Origin of the sequence: Oceanicaulis sp. MMSF_3324 (assembly GCF_030733545.1) — a bacterium.
Taxonomy (GTDB): Bacteria; Pseudomonadota; Alphaproteobacteria; order Caulobacterales; family Maricaulaceae; genus Oceanicaulis.
Genome location: NZ_JASHIU010000001.1, coordinates 612,705 through 631,833, shown reverse-complemented (window position 1 = coordinate 631,833; position 19,129 = coordinate 612,705). Strand labels below are relative to the sequence as shown.

Sequence of the window (19,129 nt, the reverse complement as noted above, 5' to 3'; positions counted from 1 at the left end):
GTCAGCCCTGCCCGGTCTACCCCTGAAGCCCCTAACTAAAAGAGTCCCAAGGTCCGACCATGACCAAAGCCGACCGCATGCCGCCCCCGCTCGCGCCCTACAAGGGCGAACGTGTTTCCGCTCCGGACTGGTTCCTCAAGGCCCAGTCTGAAACCGTCGATACCGGCATCGCCGATCGGGACGGGACACAGCTCGCATGGAAGGCCTGGGGCGAGCGCGGCCAGCCGGGCCTGCTGCTGGTCCATGGCGGCACCGCGCATAAAGGCTGGTGGGACGCGCTGGGTCCGTATCTGGCGCGTGAAGGCGGGGGACGCCGGGTCGTCGCCGCCGATCTGTCCGGCATGGGCGAGAGCGGCTGGCGCGACGTCTATACGATGGACGACCATGCCCGGGACATGCTGGTCGCCGCCGAGGCGGGCGGCGCGTGCGACACGGGCAAGCCGATCATGATCGGCCATTCCTTTGGCGGCTTCGTCACCCTGCAGGCCAGCACCGTGCTGGGCGATCAGCTGCAGGCGGCGATCATTCTGGACAGCCCGATTCGCAAACCCGAAAAGCAACGCGAAGGCAGCCCGCCGCGCCGTGGCGGCCGCACCTACAAGGACCTCGCCGCAGCGCTGGAGCGCTTCCGTCTCCTGCCCGAGCAGGCGTGCGACAATCTGTGGATCATCGATCACATTGCGCGCGGCAGCCTGAAACAGGTCGAGGACGGCTACACTTGGCTGTTTGATCCGGATCTGTGGGCGAAGCTGACCTATCAGCGCCGTGATCCCGAAGCGGCCGCGGCCAATCTCAAATGCCCGCTGGCGTTTATCCGCGGCGAAAACTCGGTGCTGATGGGCGCGGAAACCTGGGATTTCATGAAATCGGTGTTTCGCCAGTCGCCCTTTGTCAGCATACCGAACACCCAGCACCATTTGATCCTGGATGATCCCATGGCGGTGACGGCGGCGCTGGACGCCCTGATCGAGGGGTGGGCGCGGCCGCGAGTCTAGGCCAGCACACCATCTTGGCGGATCGCAAGGAGCGTGATATGTGCCGCGTTCAGAAGACTTCTTTTTCAGATGAGGACGATCATGGCTGAAGAATACACCCGCGGAGACATGAACATCTCTGAGCATAAAGCCACGTTCGACGGCTTTATCGGCGTGTCCGTGTATTCCACCCTGGTCGTGACCGTCACGCTGCTGTGCGTGATCCTGGTTTTCGGCGCCCATTTTCACTGGCTGACCGCCATGTTCGTCTCTGCCATCGTCGGCGGTCTGGGCGGCTATTTCCTGAAGCAGGGCGCGGGCTACTGGGCCACCCTGGTGGTGCTGGCCATCATCGGCTTCATCATTGGCGGCCTCGTCTCGCTGCTGGCCTAACCCCTTAAAACAGCGGGCTCACGGCGCACTCACTGCCTGTTGAGCCCGAATGTGTCCGTACAAGTCAGATTACCCCTTTCCGGGCTTAGACGTTTGTCGCAGACTGCGCACAACGTTAACGACCGGAAGACGGGGTTTCTGAATGCATATCGCCGTACTCGCCGAAACCCGGGATGGAGAATCCCGGGTCGCCGCCACGCCGGACAGCGTCAAGGCGCTGATCAAGGCCGGAGCGGAGATCACGGTCCAGAAAGGCGCCGGCGAGCGCGCCGCCTATCCCGACGCCGCCTATGAGGCCGCCGGGGCGAAACTCGCCACCCGCGCCGCCGCCGTCAAAGGCGCAGACGCCCTGTTCTGCGTGCGTCGACCCGATGATGAGACCCTGAAACGCCTGAAAAACGGCGCGATGGTCATCGGTCTTCTCGAACCGCATGGCGCGACTGACTTCGCCCAGGCCTGCGCGGACGCCAAGGTCGATGCGCTGGCGATGGAATACACGCCACGCATCACCCGCGCCCAGGCCATGGACGCCCTGTCCAGCCAGTCCAACCTCTCTGGCTATCGCGCCGTGATCGAGGCGGCCGAGCTTTATGGCCGCGCCTTTCCCATGATGATGACCGCTGCGGGCACGATCGCCCCGGCGAAGGCGTTCGTCATGGGCGCGGGCGTGGCGGGCCTTCAGGCCATCGCCACCGCACGCCGTCTCGGCGCGGTGGTCTCCGCCACCGATGTGCGCCCCGCCGCCAAGGAACAGGTGGGATCGCTGGGCGCGAAATTCGTCGCCGTCGAGGATGACGAGTTCAAGGAAGCCGAGACCGCCGGCGGCTACGCCAGGGAAATGAGCGATGCGTACAAGGCCAAGCAGGCCGAACTGGTCGCCAGCCATATCGCCAAGCAGGACATCGTGGTCACCACGGCCCTCATTCCCGGTCGCCCGGCGCCGCGCCTGATCGACAAGACCATGGTTGAAAGCATGCGTCCGGGCTCGGTGATCATCGACATCGCGGCGGCCAATGGCGGCAATTGCGAGCTGACCGAACCGGACAAGGTCGTGGACCATAATGGCGTGAAGATCGCCGGCTTCACCAACCTGCCCGCCCGCCTCGCTGCGGATTCAAGCCAGCTGCTGGCCAAGAACCTCGTCAATCTCTTCCCGCTTCTGGTGGGCGAGGATGCGGCGTTCGCCCCGCACTGGGATGACGAGGTCATCAAGGGCATGGCCCTGACCAAGGATGGCGCGATCATCCATCCCAGCCTGACAGGCGACGCGTAATGGCTCGCCTCGCTCGCTGCACTCACCTCTTTCTGACCGCCCCCGCATACGGAGCCTCTAATGGAAGCCGTTGATCCGATTATCTTTCGCCTGGCGATTTTCGTGCTCGCCTGTTTCGTGGGCTATTACGTCGTCTGGTCGGTGACCCCTGCCCTTCACACGCCGCTGATGAGCGTGACCAACGCCATTTCCTCGGTGATCATTGTCGGCGCGCTGATCGCCGCGGGCGCGACCGCGCTCGACCAGGCCGGTCAGTTCTCCAAGGGGGTCGGCGTGCTGGCGGTGATCCTGGCCAGCATCAACATCTTCGGCGGCTTCATGGTCACCCAGCGCATGCTGGCGATGTACAAGAAAAAAGAAAAGCCGGCGGCCAAGCCGAAGGCGGAGGGCTAAACCATGTCAGCCAATCTCGCCGCAATCCTGTACATGGTCTCGGGCATCTTGTTCATCATGGCCCTTCGGGGCCTGTCGAGCCCGGAAACCTCGCGTCAGGGCAATTATCTGGGCATGGCCGGCATGGCCATCGCCGTGGGCACGACCCTGTTCTATGTCGAGCTCGACGGGCTGGGCCTGTTCCTGATCCTGGGCGCCGTCGCCATTGGCGGCGGCATCGGGGCGGTGATCGCCCGGCGCATTCCCATGACGGACATGCCCCAGCTGGTCGCGGGCTTTCACTCGCTTGTGGGCCTGTGCGCCGTGCTGGTCGCAGCCGCCGCGCTTTATGAACCGCACGCCTTCGGCATCGCCACCGCCACCGGCAAGCTCAAGGGCCTGTCCCTGGTCGAGCTGGCGCTGGGCGTCGCCATTGGCGCGATCACCTTCTCGGGCTCGGTCATCGCCTTCATGAAGCTTCAGGGGCTGATGAGCGGCGCGCCGATCGTGTTCAAGGGCCAGCACTGGCTGAACCTCGCCATCGGCGTTGCGATCTTCGTCTTCATCACCTTCCTGACCGCCTCGGGCGGGGATGCCAAGATCGCCTTCTGGATCATCACGCTGCTGGCGCTGGTGCTGGGCGTGCTGCTGATCATCCCGATCGGCGGCGCGGACATGCCGGTGGTCGTCTCCATGCTCAACTCCTATTCGGGATGGGCCGCCGCGGCGCTCGGCTTCACGCTGGAGAACACGGCGCTGCTGATCACCGGCGCACTGGTGGGCAGCTCGGGTGCGATCCTGTCCTACATCATGTGCAAGGGCATGAACCGCTCCTTCATCTCGGTGATCCTCGGCGGCTTTGGCGCAGACACCACGGCGGCGGCCGCCGCTGCGGATGTGGATCGCAGCGTCAAGCAGGGCTCGGCCGATGACGCCGCCTTCATCATGAAGAACGCCGGCAAGGTCATCATCGTGCCCGGTTACGGCATGGCGGTGGCCCAGGCCCAGCACGCGCTCAAGGAAATGGCCGATATCCTCAAGGAAGAGGGCGTGGACGTCTCCTACGCCATTCACCCGGTGGCGGGCCGGATGCCGGGGCACATGAACGTGCTGCTGGCCGAAGCCCAAGTCCCTTATGACGAAGTGTTCGAGCTTGAGGACATCAACTCCGAATTCTCGACCGCCGACGTGGTCTTCGTGATCGGGGCCAATGACGTCACCAACCCGGCGGCGGAGGAAGATCCGGCCAGCCCGATCTACGGCATGCCGGTTCTGCAGGTGTGGAAGTCGAAGACCGTCTTCTTCGTCAAACGCTCGCTGGGTTCGGGCTATGCCGGGATCGAGAACCCGCTCTTCTTCCGGGACAACACCATGATGTTGCTCGGCGACGCCAAGAAGATGAGCGAAAGCATCGTCAAGGCGCTCGACTAGGCCTCACGCCCCGCCCGGATTTCCGCGGCGGGGCGTTTTGCATCAGACCTTCACCGGGGCGGGCGCCTGGGCCGGCTTGCCCGAGGCGCCGCCCAGCCAGACACAGGTCATGACGATGGCGGCCCCCAGCATCTGCAGCGGGCTGAGCGCCTGGCCCAGCACGAGCCAGCCCAAGAGCACGGCGGTCAGCGGGCTCAAAAAGCCGAAGGCCGTCACCGAGGCCGGCCCCAGTCGGGCTATGCCGCGAAACCAGACGAAATAGGTGTAGGCGGCCCCGAACAGGCCCAGCCAGACAAAGCCCGCCGTGTTCGCCAGGCTGAGCGGCGGCAGGGCCGGTTCCAGATAGAGGGCGACCGGCAGGAGCAGCAGACCGCCGGCCGTCAGCTGCCAGCCCGTGAAAACGAGCGGTGAAACCGGCGGCTGCCAGCGCCGCGTCAGCACGCTGCCCAGCCCCATGGCGCCAGCGCCGGTGAGCGCGGCGATGATCCCCACGCCATCAAGCTGAGCTTGGGGCCCCAGCACCAGAAGCGCGACCCCGCCAATCCCGGCAAAGGCGGCCGTGAGCTTGCGCGGGGTGAGCGCCGTGCCCAGGAGCAGGCTCGACAGGAACAGCACGATCAGGGGCTGAACCGCGCCCAGCGTCGCCGCAACGCCGCCCGGCAGGCGATAGGCCGCGATGAACAGGGCCGACCAGAATACCGAGAAATTCAACCCGCCCAGCACCAGAAGACGCGCCAGCCACGCCACAGGCGGCAAGGTGCGTGTGACCAGCATCAGGACCAGACCGGCCGGCAGGGCGCGCAACACGGCTGCTGTCAGCGGATACCCGTCGGGCAACAGATTGGTGGTGACCAGATAGGTCGTACCCCAGATGACCGGCGCGCTGGCGGTCAGGGCGATATCAAGCGTGCGGGACATGGCCGCCTCCTATTTATCTTGACGTCGAGATAGTGAGACAATCTCTTGACGTCAAGATAACTGACGCTAGCTTTTAACCTATGGATCATGTGGATCGAATTCTCGCCCAATGGGCCTCAGAGCGCCCGGACCTGGATGTGGGTCCGATGGGGCTGTTCGGGCGGCTCAAGCGTTTGAGCGACCATGTGCAGGCCGAGATTGATGCGGTCTATCGCAAGCACGGGCTCAGCTTCGCCGCCTTCGATGTTCTGGCGACCCTGCGCCGCTCGGGTCCGCCCTACGCGCTCAGCCCGTCAGACCTCATCAACTGGACGATGGTCACATCAGGCACCATGACCAACCGGATCGACCGGCTGGAAAGACAGAGCCTGATCGAACGCCGGCCCAATCCCGAAGACCGGCGCAGCACGGTGGTCGCGCTAACCGATGAAGGCTTCGCCCTGATCGACAGAGTGATAGAGGAGCATGTCGCCAATCAGCATCGGCTGATCTCTCAGTTGCCTGCTGCGCTGCGCCCCGCCTTTGAGGACGCCTTGCGCGCCTGGCTGGCCCGCTTTGAAAACCCCGACAGCAACGGGTGAGGCTTCCGCGCCGCACTCTGACTGCTTTTCCGCTCCGGCATCGGGCTTCGGGCTGGACTTCACAGCCCCTGTCCGCCTTCCTGTCTCAAACGCCAAGGGGGACAAGGCGTGATGGGGATGGAAACGGGGATGGATCGCTTCGCGCGCGGGTGCGAAGCCGCCTGGCGCGCCTGGCAAAGCGCGCCGGACGCGGTGCGCTATGGCGCGCTGATCCTGTTGGCGATCTATGCGCTCTGGCTGGTGCTGTTCTTCACCCAGCGCCGGATCCTGTATTTCACCGACCCGACCCGCATCCACCCGTCCGACTGCGGCGTTGAGCGCACGCAGGAAACCGAGCTTGCGACGCCGGACGGGCAGACACTGGTGATCTGGCGCGCGGAGGCGCTGGATCCGGATCTGCCCCATATTCTGTACCTGCATGGCAATCGACGCGCGCTCTGGCGGCGAGCGCGCTTTTTCCGCCTGTTCATCGCTTCGGACTGGGGGTTGAGCGCGCTGGCTCATCGCGGGTTTAACGGCTCTACGGGACGGCCCAGCGAAACCGCCAATGTGGCGGACGCTATCAATGTGTTTGACGCACTGGTCGCCGACGGGGTCCGGCCAGGCCGCATCGTGGTCTATGGCGAGAGCCTGGGGTCGGGCACTGCCGTGCAACTGGCCGCCGCGCGCCCGGTGGGCGGACTGATCCTGCATGCGCCCTATGACAGTTTTCGCGACATTGTCCGCTCGCGCACAGCCTGGCTCCTGCCTCGGGCGCTGTTCCGCGAGCGCTATGACTCCATCCGCCAGATCGGTCAGGTCAAAGCGCCCCTGTTATGGATTCACGGCGACAAGGACCGGCTGATCCCCCAGGGCCGGGGACGCCGATTATATGACGCCGCCCTGTCGACAAAATTCGCCGCGCTCGTGAAGGGCGCGAACCATTTCGGCATCTACACACAAGCCGTCTTCAACCAGCATATCCGCTTTTTCGCTGAAGCCTGCGCCAGCCTGAATGCCCGGGAGCGCCCCACCCGGAATGTCAGCGTGATAGATCCGGTCCTGCCGCGGGAAGACGCGAAACCGGAATTGTCAAAGCGCCGCGTTCCCGTGGACCTGAAACAGCGCTAGCGTTCCGTCATGTCCTTTTACGAAACCCACATCCTGCCCCATCTGATCGGTTGCGCCTGCGGTGCGCCCCAGATCATGAAGCAACGCTCCCTGCTCGTTCCCAGAGCGGAAGGGCGGGTCCTGGAAGTGGGCTTTGGCGCCGGTCCCAATCTGGGCTTCTACGATCCTGACAAAGTCAGCCGCGTATTTGCGCTCGAGCCCTCCGAAGGCATGCGGCGCAAGGCGGCGGCCGCCATCGCCGACTGTCCGGTGGACGTTGAGCTGATCGACCTGCCCGGCGAGGAAATCCCGCTTGAGGCGGACAGCGTGGATACGGTGGTGCTCACCTACACCGCCTGCACCATTCCCGATGTGAACGCCGCCCTGGCCCAGATGCGACGTGTTCTGAAGCCGGGCGGCAGACTGTTGTTTTCAGAGCATGGACTGGCTCCGGATGCAGGCGTGCAGCGATGGCAGAAGATCATAGAACCGGTGTGGAAACCCATTGGCGGGGGCTGTCACCTGACGCGTCAACCGGACGCCCTGATCAAGGCGGCTGGTTTTGCGATTGATGACATGACCGCGGACTATCTGCCCAAAAGTCCGAAATTCGCCAGCTTCAACTATGCCGGGTCGGCGCGGATCGCCTGACCCCCGGCCTTGTCCGGCAGCGCGTTCTGAGGACACGATAGCGCCATGTCAGACCACGCCCTCACCCCGGACCAGGCGCGCGCCCTTCTGGATGCGGCCGGCGTCTTCACCGCCCTGACGCCGTTTGACCCGCGTTTCGTGGGATCAATCCCGCTGGATGTTCATGGCCCGGCCGCAGACGCGGACATCGCCTGTGGCGGATTGGGATTTGAAGCATTCGCCCAAGCGCTCACAGCGTTCCAGACCCGTCCCGATTTCAGCCTTTCAGAGACGCGTCATTGCGGGGAACGCTCCATGATCGCCCGGTTCCGGATCGACGCCTTGCCCGTGGAGGTTTACGGACGCGCCCGCCCTGTGGAGACGCATGAAAGCTATGTGCACTGGCTGGCCGAACATCGCCTGATCCAACTCGCCGAGCCGCGTTTCCGGGAGGATATTCGCCGTTTGAAGGCCCAGGGGCTCAAGACCGAACCGGCTTTCGCAAAAGCGCTGGGATTGGGCGACGATCCCTTCGCAGAACTGCTCAAGCTGGCGTCTCCGTCCGACGCTGCGCTGACAGCGGTTCTGCATCAGGCAGGCTATGGCGTCGCCTGATCGCGCCGAAAGCCGCCTTTACAGCTGTATCTTCGGTCAATAACAGAGAGATACGCCTGACGGCGTCTCAGTCGGGCTGGTTCTGCGCCGGGCTGACTATATAAAGAGATTATGCGCCCTATTGGTCTGGCGTCTGAAAGAGTGATGACACATGGCGATGCTGTACAGCCACCCTTCCCGCATGGCGGCTTACAACACCTGGGCGAATGCACGCCTGTATGACGCCGCGACGGCCTTGACCGATTTCGAGCGCAAGCGGGATGTGAAAGCCTATTTCACCAGCCTGCACGGCACGCTCAATCATCTGCTCACGGCGGACCGGATCTGGCTCAAGCGCCTGACCGGGGAAGGCGACGCCCCGGACAAGCTGGGGACCGTCCTGTTCGAGCAGTTTTCCGAACTGCGTGAAGCACGCGAGGTCGAGGACAAGCGGCTGATGGACTATGCTGCGACGGTACAGCCCGACCAGCTTGAGACGATCCTTGAATACGTGAATACGCGCGGCGAGGAAAAAGCCCTGCCGCTGGGCGTGGTGCTGACCCATCTGTTCAATCACCAGACCCATCATCGCGGCCAGGCGACCCACATCCTGCGTCAGCTGGGCGTGGCCGAGCCGCCCTCGCTCGACCTGCTGTATTTCGCCCTGCCGACGGCCTAGGACAGGCGCGTCTTCAGCGCGTCGAGCCAGGCCATGATGCGTTTGCGGTTCACCCCGATATCGGAATACCCGATCACGGCGCGTGAATAGATCGCCAGCGCGGACCCGCCTTCCACCGCAAACGCCTGAGCGGTGATGTAATCGGGAAAGCGAAACAGTTTCGAGCGCTCGACAAGCTCGACCTGTCCGTCCCCCTCCTGCACCAGCGCCACCCGCGGCTGTTCAAGCGCCATTGTCTTGAAGGCGTCCAGCAAGGCCTCCGGCGCCAGGGCGAAGACCGGACTGGCCTGGTCGGGATCAGCGACAGCCTCGAACCCCTCAGGCAGCACCAGCCAGCGACGCGGGCGCGTGTCCGGGTTCAGGGTTGCAAAATCCAGCGGAAAGGGTCTGTCAGCCAAGCTCGCCTCCATCCTGCGCGATCCCATCGCGCGCGATTCACCTTCTCCCATTCGTAACTGGATTACGCGCTCGCATCACCCTAAAGATGAACAAAAGAGTTCGGGGAGCATCCATTCCGATGACTGAATACGCGCTTGAGGTCGAAGGCCTGAGCAAGACGTTCGGCGGCAAACCGGCCGTCAGCGACGTCTCCTTCAAGGCCCGCAAGGGCGAGCTGACGGGCTTTCTCGGCCCTAACGGCGCGGGCAAGACCACCACCCTGCGCATGTCACTGGGCGTGATCGTTCCCGACGCCGGCAGCGTGAAACTGTTTGGCAAGGAGCCGAACACCAGAAGCATGGATCGGGTCGGCTTCCTGCCCGAAGAACGCGGCGTCTATCGCAAGATGACTGCCGAGGCCGTCATCGTGTTCTTTGCGCGTCTGAAGGGCCTGTCCGCCGGCGAAGCGCGCAAGCGGGCGCTGGTCTATCTCGAACGGTTCGGCCTCAAGGATGCGGCGAGCAAGAAGATCAAGGAACTCTCCAAGGGGATGGCCCAGAAGATCCAGATCATCTCCGCCATCATCCACGAGCCCGATTTCATCATTCTCGACGAGCCCTTCTCCGGCCTCGACCCGGTCAACCAGGCCATGCTCGAGCAGGTGATCCGCGAACAGGCCCAGGCCGGGCGCACCGTCCTGTTCTCCACCCATGTGATGGAGCATGCCGAGCGCCTGTGCGATCGCATCGTGCTGATGGCGCGCGGCCAGAAGGTGTTTGACGGGCGCGTGGACGAAGCTCTCGCCCGGGTTCCGCGGCAAGTCACGCTGGGCGCCTCGGCAGGCTCCAACCTCGCCGAGGTGATCTCGCCCATGGGTGAGATTGAAACCCTGGCCCCGGACGAAGACGGCTCCATCAACCTGCTTCTGACGCTCACCCCGGGCGTGGATGCTCAGGACGTGCTGCGCGCCTGCGTGCAGGCCGGCGTGCCCCTGACCCGGTTCGAACCCCGCCGCCCCCATCTTCACGACGCCTTTGTCGCCCTTGTGGGCGAGGATGCGGTCGAAACAATCAGCCAAGAGGCCTGATCATGCGCGCCGCCTATCTGATCGCTCGCCGCGAATATCTCTCCTATGTCGCCACCTGGGGCTTCTGGCTTTCGCTTCTGGCCGTACCGATCTTCGCCACCATTGGCGGGGTCACACCGGCCCTGATCGAATCCTCCCAGCCGGTGCGCTATTTCACCGTCATCGACGAGACCGGGCAGAGGCTTGATCGCCTGGTCGAACAGGCGCGCCTGGAAGATCGCCGCGCCCAGGTCCGACGGGCCATCGAGATGATGGCCGAGGGCGTGGGCGGGGATGACGCCGCCGAGCGCGCTCTCGCCATTTTTGATGAAGACCCGGACGGGGTCAGCCAGGCCGAGGCGGCCTTGCAGTCCGTAGGCCTGTCGGACGCCGCCAGCGCTTTGGAAGCGGGCCGCACCAAGGCTGTCCAGGTCGAGCCGCCGGCGCAGTCCGCAGACGCCCTGCGGCCTTATCTGTCGGGCGACCAGACCATCAACACGCCTGAAGGCGAGAAACCGCTTTTCGCCGCCTTCTTCATCCGCGAGCACGCCGAGAACGGTCTGGAGATCGTCTACCTCTCAACCAACCTCACCAATGCCGACTTGCGTCGGGATGTGCGTGACATCATCCGCGCGCACATGCGCGAAGAGGCTCTTGTCAGCGAAGGGCTGGAGCCGAGCGAGATCGACGCCATTCTCGACATCCGGCCCGTGGTCACCAGCCTGGATGCGGAAGCCGAGGCCGGCGTGGAGGAGGAAGTGACCTTCGCCGATCGCGCCCCCTTCTTCGTGGCGCTGGGCCTCGCCTTCATCCTGTGGATGGCGGTGTTCTCGGTCGCCAACATGCTCCTCACCTCCATGATCGAGGAAAAGGGCGGCAAGATCATCGAGCTCCTGCTCTCCACGGCCCGGCTTGAAGACATCCTTCTGGGCAAGCTGATCGGCGTCGCCGGCGTCTCGGTGACCCTGTTTGCGATCTGGGGCGGCGTCGGCGTGGCGCTCAGCACCATTGGCGGCTCCGCCATCGCTTCCATCGACCCGGACCTACTGGACCTTCTGACCTCCGTCTTCGATCCGGGGCTGTTGCTGGCGGGTCTGTTCTTCTTCACCTGCGGCTATCTGATGTATGGCGCGATCTTCCTCGCCATGGGTTCGCTGTGCGACACCCTGCAGGACGCCCAGACGCTGATGGGGCCGGTGATCTGGATCCTGATGCTGCCCATGCTGATCATCGTGTTCTCGATCGATGCGCTCGACTCCATGGTCATCCAGATCGGCTCCTGGGTGCCGTTATGGACCCCGTTCGTGATGATGGCGCGCCTGCCCACCGATCCGCCGCTCTGGGAGCTGCTGGGCGCCTGTGCGCTGATGGTGGTGACCACCCTGATCGTATTGTGGGGCGCAGCCGCCGTGTTCCGTCAGGGCGCCCTGCGCCAGGCCAATGCGGACTCCGTGCGCAAGCTTTTGAAGATGGGCGGCAAGAAAAAGGCCTGAGGCGCTCGCCTCAGGCCTTGAGCCTTCCGGTTCAGAGGAACGCGGATACAGCAAAACCCCGTACGCTGAGCGTACGGGGTTTTTCGTGTCTGCTTTGGAGCGGTTAAGCCCGGCGCAGCGTTCTAGCGGCGGCCACCGCCGCGCTTCGGCAGCAGGCCCTCGCGCTGAGCGCGCTTGCGAGCCAGTTTACGGGCCCGGCGGATCGCCTCGGCCTTCTGGCGCGCTTTTTTCTCAGACGGCTTTTCGTAATGGTTGCGGCGCTTCATCTCGCGGAAAGTGCCTTCCCGCTGCATCTTCTTTTTCAACGCCTTGAGCGCTTGCTCAACGTTGTTATCGCGCACGACGATCTGGACGATGGTAATCTCTCCCTTCGAGTAGGTGGTCAAAGCCCGCTCCGGACCCTGACCGTATAGCACACGCGAACCCAAGAGCCGCGTGGCTCCACGTCCGCGCCGGATCGCTTCCAACAGAGGCGGGCGATATACCGGGTCTGAAAGCCCGTGTCCAGCGTAGAGCGCGGCGAAACGCCCCGTGACGTCAGGCCGGGAGCACACTAGATATACCCTCATGACCGCAAAAGCACAAAACACCGCCCCGTCCCGCGCCCAGTCCGCCCGTGAAGCGCTGGTGGACGCGGCCCTGCCCAACGCCGCCTTTGACGGCTGGAGCGAGACCACCCTCTCCCGCGCCGCCGAGGAGGCCGGTCTGAGCGAGGGCGAGGTGCAACTGTATTGCCCTGCAGGGATTTTGGACGTCATCGAGACTTGGACGCGCCGTTGTGACGCCCAGGCGCGCACCGAGATCGAAGCCAATCCCGCCAACCGGATTCGCGACAAGGTCAGTCAGGGCGTACTCCTTCGCCTCGCCCAGTATGACGGGGATGAGGAAGCCGCCGCCCGCGCCCGCGCCCGACTGTTATTGCCCGACGGGCTGGATCGCGGCGCGCGTCTGGTCTGGGCGACCTCGCACATGATCTGGAGCGCGATCGGGGACACAAGCACCGATGCGAACTTCTATTCCAAGCGGGCGATTCTGTCGGGCGTTTACGCTTCGACCTTCGCGATCTGGCTGGAAGATGACTCTGAAGGCCGCACCAAGACCACCGAATTCCTCGACCGCCGCATCGACAATGTGATGCAGTTCGAGAAGGTGAAGGGCCAGGTCCAGAAAATCACCAAGGCCCTGCCGGATCTGCCCGGCATGATGGGCGATCTGCGCTATGGCTTCCGCCGGGCGCGCTAGCGCCTCAAGAGCGGCCCCAGCACATTGACATGGCCCATCTTGCGGCCATCGCGGGTCTCGCGTTTGCCATAAAGATGCAGCACCGCATTCGGGGTCTTCAGCCAGTCTTCCCAAGCGTCTGCATCAGAACCGATCAGATTGACCATGCGGGCCGAGGCATGCGGGGCGGGATCGCCCAGCGGCCATCCGGCGACAGCGCGAATATGCTGCTCGAACTGGCACACGGTGCAGGCGTCCTGCGTCCAGTGACCGGTGTTGTGCACCCGCGGCGCGATCTCGTTCACGAGCAGTGAGCCATCCTTCAGCGCGAACAGCTCCATCCCCATCACGCCCACATAGTCGAGCGCATCGAGCACCCGCGTGGCCATGCCGAGCGCGGTCTCCGCGGTGTCGTCGCTCACTTTGGCCGGAGCGAGGCTTTCACGCAGAATGCCGTCCGAATGCCGGTTCTCCGACAGGGGATAAGCCCTGACCGCACCGTCCAGCCCGCGCGCGGCCACAATGGACAGCTCATGGGTGAAGTCTGCAAAGGCCTCGAGGATTGCAGGCTGACCGTTCATGGCGGCGAGCGCGTCTTCGGCGTCCGCCATCTCGCGGATCACCGCCTGCCCCTTGCCGTCATAGCCGAAACGGCGGGTCTTCAGGATGGCCGGCAGGCCCAGCTCGGAAATCGCCGTATGGAGCTCTTGAAGGGTGCTCACAGGCCGGAAGGCCACGGTCGTCGCGCCGTGATCGTTGAGGAAGGTTTTCTCGGTCAAGCGGTCCTGCGCCACGTCCAGCGCCATCGCGCCCGGGCGCAAAGGGGCGTGTTTGGCCGCGGCGGCGGCGGTTTCAGCCGGAACGTTTTCAAACTCATAGGTGACCGCATCCACGCTGGCGGCGAACTTCGCCACCGCGTCGAGATCCTCATAGGCGGCGGTCACGGTCTCGGCGGCGACACGGCTGGCCGGGCAATCAGGCTCGGGATCGAAGATCACCACGTCGAGCCCCATCCGGGCCGCCGACAGCGCCAGCATGCGGCCCAGCTGGCCACCGCCCAGAATGCCGATCCGGGAGGTCGGCGCCAGAGCATGTGTCATGGATCAGTCCTCGACCGTTTCAGCCACCGACTCTGTCAGTGACGCCCGATAGGCTTTCAGGCGCTCCATCAGCGCGTCATCCGACAATCCCACAATGGACGCGGCCATGATGGCGGCGTTCTTGGCGCCCGCTTCGCCAATGGCCAACGTGCCCACCGGCACGCCGCCGGGCATCTGGACGATGGACAGAAGCGAATCCAGGCCCGACAGGGCGCGCGATTGCACCGGAACGCCCAGCACCGGCAGATGCGTCATGGACGCCACCATGCCCGGCAGGTGCGCCGCACCGCCGGCGCCGGCGATGATCACCTGGACGCCGCGATCGGCTGCAGACTTGGAAAACGCCACCAGTCGGTCCGGCGTGCGGTGCGCGGAGACCACCTTGGTCTCATACGCCGCGCCCAGCTGATCGAGCAGATCGGCGCCGGCCTTCATCGTCGGCCAGTCCGACCGCGAACCCATGATGATGGAGATGGGAGCAGCTGTGGCGCCGCCCGAAATGCTTTCGCTCATAATAGCCTTGCCTGACAGGCGATTGGAAAGCACGCCAACTTAACCGCGGCGCGCTTTCGGTCAAGCAAAACCCATATCTGCACTGTATTCAGAGCGAGCGCTGGTTCACACGCGCCATCAATTCCTCTGCGCTTTCCTTGCGTTCGGAATACCGGTCCACGAGATAGTCCGCCTGTTCACGGGTCATCAGGGTGAACTTCACCAGCTCTTCCATGACATCGACGATGCGGTCATAGAGCCCGGACGGCTTCATCCGGCCCGCTTCATCAAACTCCAGAAACGCCTTGGGGATCGAGGACTGGTTGGGGATGGTGATCATCCGCATCCAGCGGCCCAACACTCGCATCTGGTTGAGGGCATTGAAACTTTGCGATCCGCCCGAGACCTGCATCAACGCCAGCGTCTTGCCCTGGGTCGGCCGCACCGCCCCCAGCGCCAGCGGAATCCAGTCGATCTGCGCCTTGAGCACCGCCGTCATCGCGCCATGGCGTTCGGGGCTGCACCAGACCATGCCTTCCGACCAGGTCACCAGGTCACGCAGTTCGGCCACCTTGGGGTGATCGGCCTCGGCATCATCGGGGAGCGGCAAGCCGTCCGCGTGAAAGATGCGCGTTTCTGCGCCGAACAGCTCCAGAAGACGCGCGGCTTCCATCGCCGCGAACCGCGAAAAGGACCGCTCACGCAGGGAGCCGTACAGCAGCAGGATGCGCGGCTTGTGCGTCATCTGGCCCAGGGGCGCCAGAGCGTCCTTGTCGATGGGCCGAATACACTCGGTCACTAGGTTGGGCATGGACTTGCCAACAAGATCAGACACAGCGCCACTCCGGAGATCGCGGTCGCCCCTGATTGAGCTGACCCGCTTTCATAATGGCGCTGACCCGCACTCAATTCAATAATTCATGATGCTTTGAATATTATTTCGTCCAGTTCGGACACAGATCGATCTGAGATGAGTGAACGTTTTTTTTACCACACTCACCGAGGGTTACCGGGCGAGACCTGTCTCATGGAGCCCGCGACATGCGAATTCGATCCGGCGGTCCGCTCGCTGGCGCCGGCCCGGTGGGTCGTCGTGAAGAGACCCGGCGCACTTCTGCAGCGCCCAAGGGAACGAGCGCACCGACAGACAGCGCGTCCATCATGGGCGTGCCCGAAGCCGAGCTGACGCCGAACGTACAACGCGCCTTGCTGTCGCTGATGGGTGAGGTGGACCAGTTGCGTCGGGAAACCGAGGCCCTGCGCGGTCGCATCCGGGATCTGGAAAGCCTGGCGGACCGGGACGCGCTCTTGCCCGTGTTCAACCGTCGCGCCTTCCTGCGGGAAGTGTCCAAGGCGCTGTCCCTGGCCGAGCGCCATGGCGCGCCTTCAAGCCTGATCTACATTGATCTCAACGGCTTCAAGCAAATCAATGACGAGCACGGCCATGCCGCCGGCGACGCGGCCCTGGAACAGGTCGCCAATCTGATCACAGATCATGTGCGTGAAACCGACGCCGTGGGCCGCTTGGGCGGTGACGAGTTCGGCATCGTGCTGACCCTGACGCCCGAAAGCGCCGCGCGTCAGAAGGCGGGCGATCTGGCCAAGGCGATCTCGGACGCCTCGATCACGCATAATGGCAAGACTTTGAAGCTGGGCGCCGCCTGGGGCGTACACGCCCTGTCCAACGGGGTCGCCCCCGAAGATGCGCTGGCGGCCGCCGATGCGGCGATGTACGCGCACAAGCAAGCGGTCAAGGGTCGGGCGGCTGGCTAAACTGCGCCCCTAGGCGATGATGTCCGGGTTCAGGATGTCTTCAAGACGATAGATCTCGTCTTTCAGGGCCAGCTTGCGGCGCTTGAGCCGCACCAGTTTGAGCTGATCGGATACGCCACAGGCCGCAAGGGCCGAGACTTCCTCGTCCAGCGTGCGGTGCTCAATCTGCAGATCTTCGAGCTTGCGCTTGAGCGCGGTTTCGTCGAACTCGCCATCCATAGCCGTGACCGACCTCTTCAATCAGACGCAAGCCGGACTATCCGGCTGAGTGGATTGTCGAAAAGACCTCGGGCGCCAAAGCGTCTCGCTTGCGCTCACTCCGTTTCGAGGCTGTCTATATTACACATTTTTGGTCGTCTCGAAAACGTTTTCCACAAACTGGCCTGCACAGGCCGCGCTTGAACCGAGCCGGGCGGCATAGTCCTGCAAGCGTTTGAGCGCCAGATCCCGCCGGTCCATATCGCCGGTTTCAGGGCAGGATTGGGTCAGCGCTTCCAGCGCATGCTGTTCAAGCTTTTCCGCTTCAAGCTCGGCGGCAAGCACGCTTTTGCGCAAGGCCCGGGCGGCGTCAGCCTCCATGCTGGCCATGGGATGCTTGAGATGATCGCGCGCGCTGCGCAAGGGTTTGACCACCTGCGCGCTCCACAGGGATGACAGCTCCACCGCCTGCCCCAGAGCCGGCCCCGGATCGCGACCGTTGACGCAGGACCAGACGATCCACAGGCCCACATTCACATCCATGCCGCCCGCCTGCAGCGCCAGGCAAGCCGGCTTCACCCCGTCCTGAGCGTAAAGCCGGACAGAGAAGTTCCAGAAGGCGCTCATCCTTGCGTACGCGCCTGGGGGCGGCGACCCTGTTCCAGATCCTCGCCCCAGCGTTTGGTGGCGTCCCAGTCAAGCCCGAACAGGTCGAGCGCCCGGCCCACAGACTGGTTGATGATGTCGTCCACGCTTTCGGGATGGGCGTAGAACGCTGGCAGGGGCGGCAGGATGACCGCCCCCATTTCCGCCAGCTGCGTCATGGTCCGCAAATGGCCCAGATGAAACGGCGTCTCGCGCACCATCAGCACGAGCAACCGGCGCTCCTTGAGCACCACGTCTGCGGCGCGGGTGAGCAGCGAAGAGGTCACGCCAGTGGCGATCTCGCTCATGGTGCGCACCGAACATGGCGTGATCAGCATGCCGCGCGTCTTGAACGAGCCCGAGGCGATCGAGGCGCCCACATCGGCCTGCTTGTAGAGAAAATCGGATCGCTCTCGCAGGATGGAGGGCTTCTCGCCCATCTCATAGGACAGGGTCATTTCGGCCGCCTTGGAGGCCACCACATGACTTTCCACACCTAATTGTCGGAGCGCCTCCAGCGCCCGCATCGCGTAAACCACGCCCGATGCGCCGGAAATTCCAACCACGAGCCGATCTGGCGTCAGTTCCGTCACCGCGAGTTAACTCCGTTAAAATGTCGCAATCGAATTTGAATTGTCAGACCGCGCTATCAAATGGTTCAATGTACGTCCTACAGCAAGGGAGGCATTAATGGCCACTGACGCGCGTATTCGTGAACTGGACGCCCGACACGACAAACTGGACCATCTGATTGTCGAAGAAATGAAAAGCCCTTCCATCGACACCCTCCAGGTAGCCGCCCTTAAAAAACAAAAACTTAAACTGAAAGAAGAGATCGAGGCGCTCAGGCGACGACAATAACGGCGCGAGCTGCTAGCCTGATCAAAAGGGCGGACATCACGTCCGCCCTTTTCTTTTATTCCTTGCTGAAGATCGAGCCCGCCCGTGCTTAAACCCGTCCGCCTTCTGACGTTTTTTGCTGTGTTGTGCCTGCTGCCGGCAACGGCACAAGCCCAGACCCGCGAGGAGCTTTGTCCCGAAGGCTATGTGGCGCTGTCGGCCAATGACGCGGACGCCGCCATCACCGCCTTCCAGGACTGCCTCGCCGATCAGTTCTATGACTGGCCGCAAGAGGCGGAATTGCGCGCCCGGCTGGGCGCAGCGTATCTGGCCAGCGCCCGGTCTGAAGAGGCGCTGATCGCCTACAACCAGATCTTCGCCCTGGTCGAAGCCAATGACGGCGATGTGGACAATCCGCTGATCCGCCGCAACCGGGCCGCCGCCTATCTGCAGCTTGACCGGGCTGAGGACGCCATCACCGATCTCGAGATCGCGCGCGAACGCATTCCCGAAGACGGGTTCACCGCGGTGCTGACCGGCTCGGCGTATCTGGATCTGGACCGCCCTGAAGAGGCCGTCGCCGCTTTTGACGCCGCCGTGCGCTCGGAACCCGATTACGCTTCGGCCTGGATCGGGCGCTCCGCCGCCTTTGTGGAAATGGGCCTGACCGAGATGGCGGTCGAGGATGCGCGAGAAGCAGTGGCCCTGGCGCCGGACGATCCGGGCGCCCTGAACGCGCTGTGCTGGGCGCTGGTGAAGGATGGCCGCGCCGCAGACGGATTGTCGACCTGCCGCGCCGCGTCTGAAGCTGCGCCCGACGAAGGCTCGATCACCCATTCGCTCGCCTCTGCGCTGGAGCAGATCGGTGAAACGGACGAGGCGCGCCGGCTCTTCGCGTTGGCGCATGAGCAATCGCCCGATGATCCCGAAGTGGCCGCCGATTACGAGCGCGTCTTCAGCGACGCCCCTTAAGCCCTTCATCGTGACTG

The 19,129-nt window shown here is 63.9% G+C and carries 25 protein-coding genes; 16 read left to right on the top strand and 9 right to left on the bottom strand.

The genetic code is table 11. The annotated features are described in order from the left end of the window. Positions 1–59: 59 nt before the first annotated feature. The 5 genes from RBA95_RS03065 (at position 60) to RBA95_RS03045 (ending at position 4,443) form a co-directional block, all read left to right on the top strand. A complete protein-coding gene (locus RBA95_RS03065) occupies positions 60–995 on the top strand; it encodes an alpha/beta fold hydrolase (protein ID WP_306015333.1) in 936 nt (311 codons plus the stop codon). A gap of 81 nt (positions 996–1,076) precedes the next feature. Continuing rightward, complete coding sequence (locus RBA95_RS03060; protein ID WP_306015332.1) at positions 1,077–1,367, top strand: aa3-type cytochrome c oxidase subunit IV; 291 nt, start codon at positions 1,077–1,079, stop codon at positions 1,365–1,367. Positions 1,368–1,509: 142 nt separating this feature from the next. Continuing rightward, positions 1,510–2,640 (top strand): Re/Si-specific NAD(P)(+) transhydrogenase subunit alpha, encoded by a 1,131-nt coding sequence (locus RBA95_RS03055; RefSeq protein ID WP_306015331.1) that lies wholly within the window; start codon positions 1,510–1,512, stop codon positions 2,638–2,640. A gap of 60 nt (positions 2,641–2,700) precedes the next feature. Beyond that, the gene (locus tag RBA95_RS03050) at positions 2,701–3,033 is read left to right on the top strand and encodes a proton-translocating transhydrogenase family protein (protein ID WP_293011783.1); all 333 of its coding nucleotides are present in this window, start codon (positions 2,701–2,703) and stop codon (positions 3,031–3,033) included. A 3-nt stretch (positions 3,034–3,036) separates the two neighbouring features. Continuing rightward, positions 3,037–4,443 carry an NAD(P)(+) transhydrogenase (Re/Si-specific) subunit beta gene (locus tag RBA95_RS03045; RefSeq protein WP_306015330.1) on the top strand — a complete coding sequence of 469 codons (1,407 nt, stop codon included), beginning with the start codon at positions 3,037–3,039 and terminating at the stop codon, positions 4,441–4,443. Between the two features lie 42 nt (positions 4,444–4,485). Here RBA95_RS03045 and RBA95_RS03040 read toward each other — a convergent pair whose 3' ends face one another. Further along, a complete protein-coding gene (locus RBA95_RS03040) occupies positions 4,486–5,361 on the bottom strand; it encodes an EamA family transporter (RefSeq protein WP_306015329.1) in 876 nt (291 codons plus the stop codon). Between the two features lie 80 nt (positions 5,362–5,441). Here RBA95_RS03040 and RBA95_RS03035 point away from each other — a divergent pair, with 80 nt between their 5' ends. The 5 genes from RBA95_RS03035 (at position 5,442) to RBA95_RS03015 (ending at position 8,934) form a co-directional block, all read left to right on the top strand. Then, complete coding sequence (locus RBA95_RS03035; protein WP_306015328.1) at positions 5,442–5,942, top strand: MarR family winged helix-turn-helix transcriptional regulator; 501 nt, start codon at positions 5,442–5,444, stop codon at positions 5,940–5,942. 129 nt (positions 5,943–6,071) lie between these two features. Next, positions 6,072–7,052, top strand: a complete 981-nt coding sequence (locus RBA95_RS03030; RefSeq protein WP_306015327.1) for an alpha/beta fold hydrolase — start codon at positions 6,072–6,074, stop codon at positions 7,050–7,052. Between the two features lie 9 nt (positions 7,053–7,061). Continuing rightward, complete coding sequence (locus tag RBA95_RS03025) at positions 7,062–7,682, top strand: class I SAM-dependent methyltransferase (protein WP_306015326.1); 621 nt, start codon at positions 7,062–7,064, stop codon at positions 7,680–7,682. 45 nt (positions 7,683–7,727) lie between these two features. Beyond that, positions 7,728–8,276, top strand: a complete 549-nt coding sequence (locus tag RBA95_RS03020) for a DUF4269 domain-containing protein (protein ID WP_306015325.1) — start codon at positions 7,728–7,730, stop codon at positions 8,274–8,276. 151 nt (positions 8,277–8,427) lie between these two features. Next, positions 8,428–8,934, top strand: coding sequence for a DinB family protein (locus RBA95_RS03015; protein WP_306015324.1), 507 nt, complete (start codon positions 8,428–8,430; stop codon positions 8,932–8,934). Here RBA95_RS03015 and RBA95_RS03010 read toward each other — a convergent pair. Then, positions 8,931–9,332 (bottom strand): DUF1499 domain-containing protein, encoded by a 402-nt coding sequence (locus RBA95_RS03010; RefSeq protein ID WP_306015323.1) that lies wholly within the window; start codon positions 9,330–9,332, stop codon positions 8,931–8,933. The two genes, RBA95_RS03015 and RBA95_RS03010, sit on opposite strands and share 4 nt — an antisense overlap. Positions 9,333–9,451: 119 nt before the next feature. On the opposite strand from RBA95_RS03010, the gene RBA95_RS03005 reads away from it, so the two are divergent. Together RBA95_RS03005 and RBA95_RS03000 are read left to right on the top strand one after the other, a co-directional pair. Then, entirely contained in the window at positions 9,452–10,399 is a 948-nt protein-coding gene (locus tag RBA95_RS03005; RefSeq protein WP_306015322.1) for an ABC transporter ATP-binding protein, read from the top strand. A 2-nt stretch (positions 10,400–10,401) separates the two neighbouring features. Continuing rightward, positions 10,402–11,871, top strand: a complete 1,470-nt coding sequence (locus RBA95_RS03000; protein WP_306015321.1) for an ABC transporter permease — start codon at positions 10,402–10,404, stop codon at positions 11,869–11,871. Positions 11,872–11,993: 122 nt separating this feature from the next. Here RBA95_RS03000 and rpsU read toward each other — a convergent pair whose 3' ends face one another. Further along, complete coding sequence (gene rpsU / locus RBA95_RS02995; protein WP_040613286.1) at positions 11,994–12,257, bottom strand: 30S ribosomal protein S21; 264 nt, start codon at positions 12,255–12,257, stop codon at positions 11,994–11,996. A gap of 181 nt (positions 12,258–12,438) precedes the next feature. Here rpsU and RBA95_RS02990 point away from each other — a divergent pair, with 181 nt between their 5' ends. Then, the gene (locus RBA95_RS02990; protein ID WP_306015320.1) at positions 12,439–13,113 is read left to right on the top strand and encodes a COQ9 family protein; all 675 of its coding nucleotides are present in this window, start codon (positions 12,439–12,441) and stop codon (positions 13,111–13,113) included. Here the strand turns inward: RBA95_RS02990 and RBA95_RS02985 are convergent. From RBA95_RS02985 to arsH, 3 genes are all read right to left on the bottom strand, one after another. Beyond that, the gene (locus RBA95_RS02985; RefSeq protein WP_306015319.1) at positions 13,110–14,192 is read right to left on the bottom strand and encodes a 5-(carboxyamino)imidazole ribonucleotide synthase; all 1,083 of its coding nucleotides are present in this window, start codon (positions 14,190–14,192) and stop codon (positions 13,110–13,112) included. The two genes, RBA95_RS02990 and RBA95_RS02985, sit on opposite strands and share 4 nt — an antisense overlap. A 3-nt stretch (positions 14,193–14,195) precedes the next feature. Beyond that, the gene (purE, locus tag RBA95_RS02980) at positions 14,196–14,705 is read right to left on the bottom strand and encodes a 5-(carboxyamino)imidazole ribonucleotide mutase (protein ID WP_306015318.1); all 510 of its coding nucleotides are present in this window, start codon (positions 14,703–14,705) and stop codon (positions 14,196–14,198) included. 88 nt (positions 14,706–14,793) lie between these two features. Continuing rightward, entirely contained in the window at positions 14,794–15,495 is a 702-nt protein-coding gene (gene arsH / locus RBA95_RS02975) for an arsenical resistance protein ArsH (protein WP_306015375.1), read from the bottom strand. A 230-nt stretch (positions 15,496–15,725) separates the two neighbouring features. On the opposite strand from arsH, the gene RBA95_RS02970 reads away from it, so the two are divergent. Beyond that, entirely contained in the window at positions 15,726–16,457 is a 732-nt protein-coding gene (locus RBA95_RS02970; RefSeq protein ID WP_306015317.1) for a GGDEF domain-containing protein, read from the top strand. 9 nt (positions 16,458–16,466) lie between these two features. Here the strand turns inward: RBA95_RS02970 and RBA95_RS02965 are convergent, their stop codons facing one another. The 3 genes from RBA95_RS02965 to RBA95_RS02955 form a co-directional block, all read right to left on the bottom strand. Further along, positions 16,467–16,676 carry a YdcH family protein gene (locus RBA95_RS02965; RefSeq protein ID WP_306015316.1) on the bottom strand — a complete coding sequence of 70 codons (210 nt, stop codon included), beginning with the start codon at positions 16,674–16,676 and terminating at the stop codon, positions 16,467–16,469. Between the two features lie 120 nt (positions 16,677–16,796). Beyond that, positions 16,797–17,282 carry a TIGR02444 family protein gene (locus tag RBA95_RS02960; RefSeq protein ID WP_306015315.1) on the bottom strand — a complete coding sequence of 162 codons (486 nt, stop codon included), beginning with the start codon at positions 17,280–17,282 and terminating at the stop codon, positions 16,797–16,799. Continuing rightward, complete coding sequence (locus tag RBA95_RS02955; protein ID WP_306015314.1) at positions 17,279–17,893, bottom strand: UbiX family flavin prenyltransferase; 615 nt, start codon at positions 17,891–17,893, stop codon at positions 17,279–17,281. The genes RBA95_RS02960 and RBA95_RS02955 overlap by 4 nt, the downstream gene beginning before the upstream one ends. Positions 17,894–17,990: 97 nt before the next feature. On the opposite strand from RBA95_RS02955, the gene RBA95_RS02950 reads away from it, so the two are divergent. Together RBA95_RS02950 and RBA95_RS02945 are read left to right on the top strand one after the other, a co-directional pair. Then, positions 17,991–18,161, top strand: a complete 171-nt coding sequence (locus tag RBA95_RS02950; protein WP_306015313.1) for a DUF465 domain-containing protein — start codon at positions 17,991–17,993, stop codon at positions 18,159–18,161. Positions 18,162–18,245: 84 nt separating this feature from the next. After that, the gene (locus RBA95_RS02945) at positions 18,246–19,112 is read left to right on the top strand and encodes a tetratricopeptide repeat protein (RefSeq protein ID WP_306015312.1); all 867 of its coding nucleotides are present in this window, start codon (positions 18,246–18,248) and stop codon (positions 19,110–19,112) included. Positions 19,113–19,129: the final 17 nt, after the last annotated feature.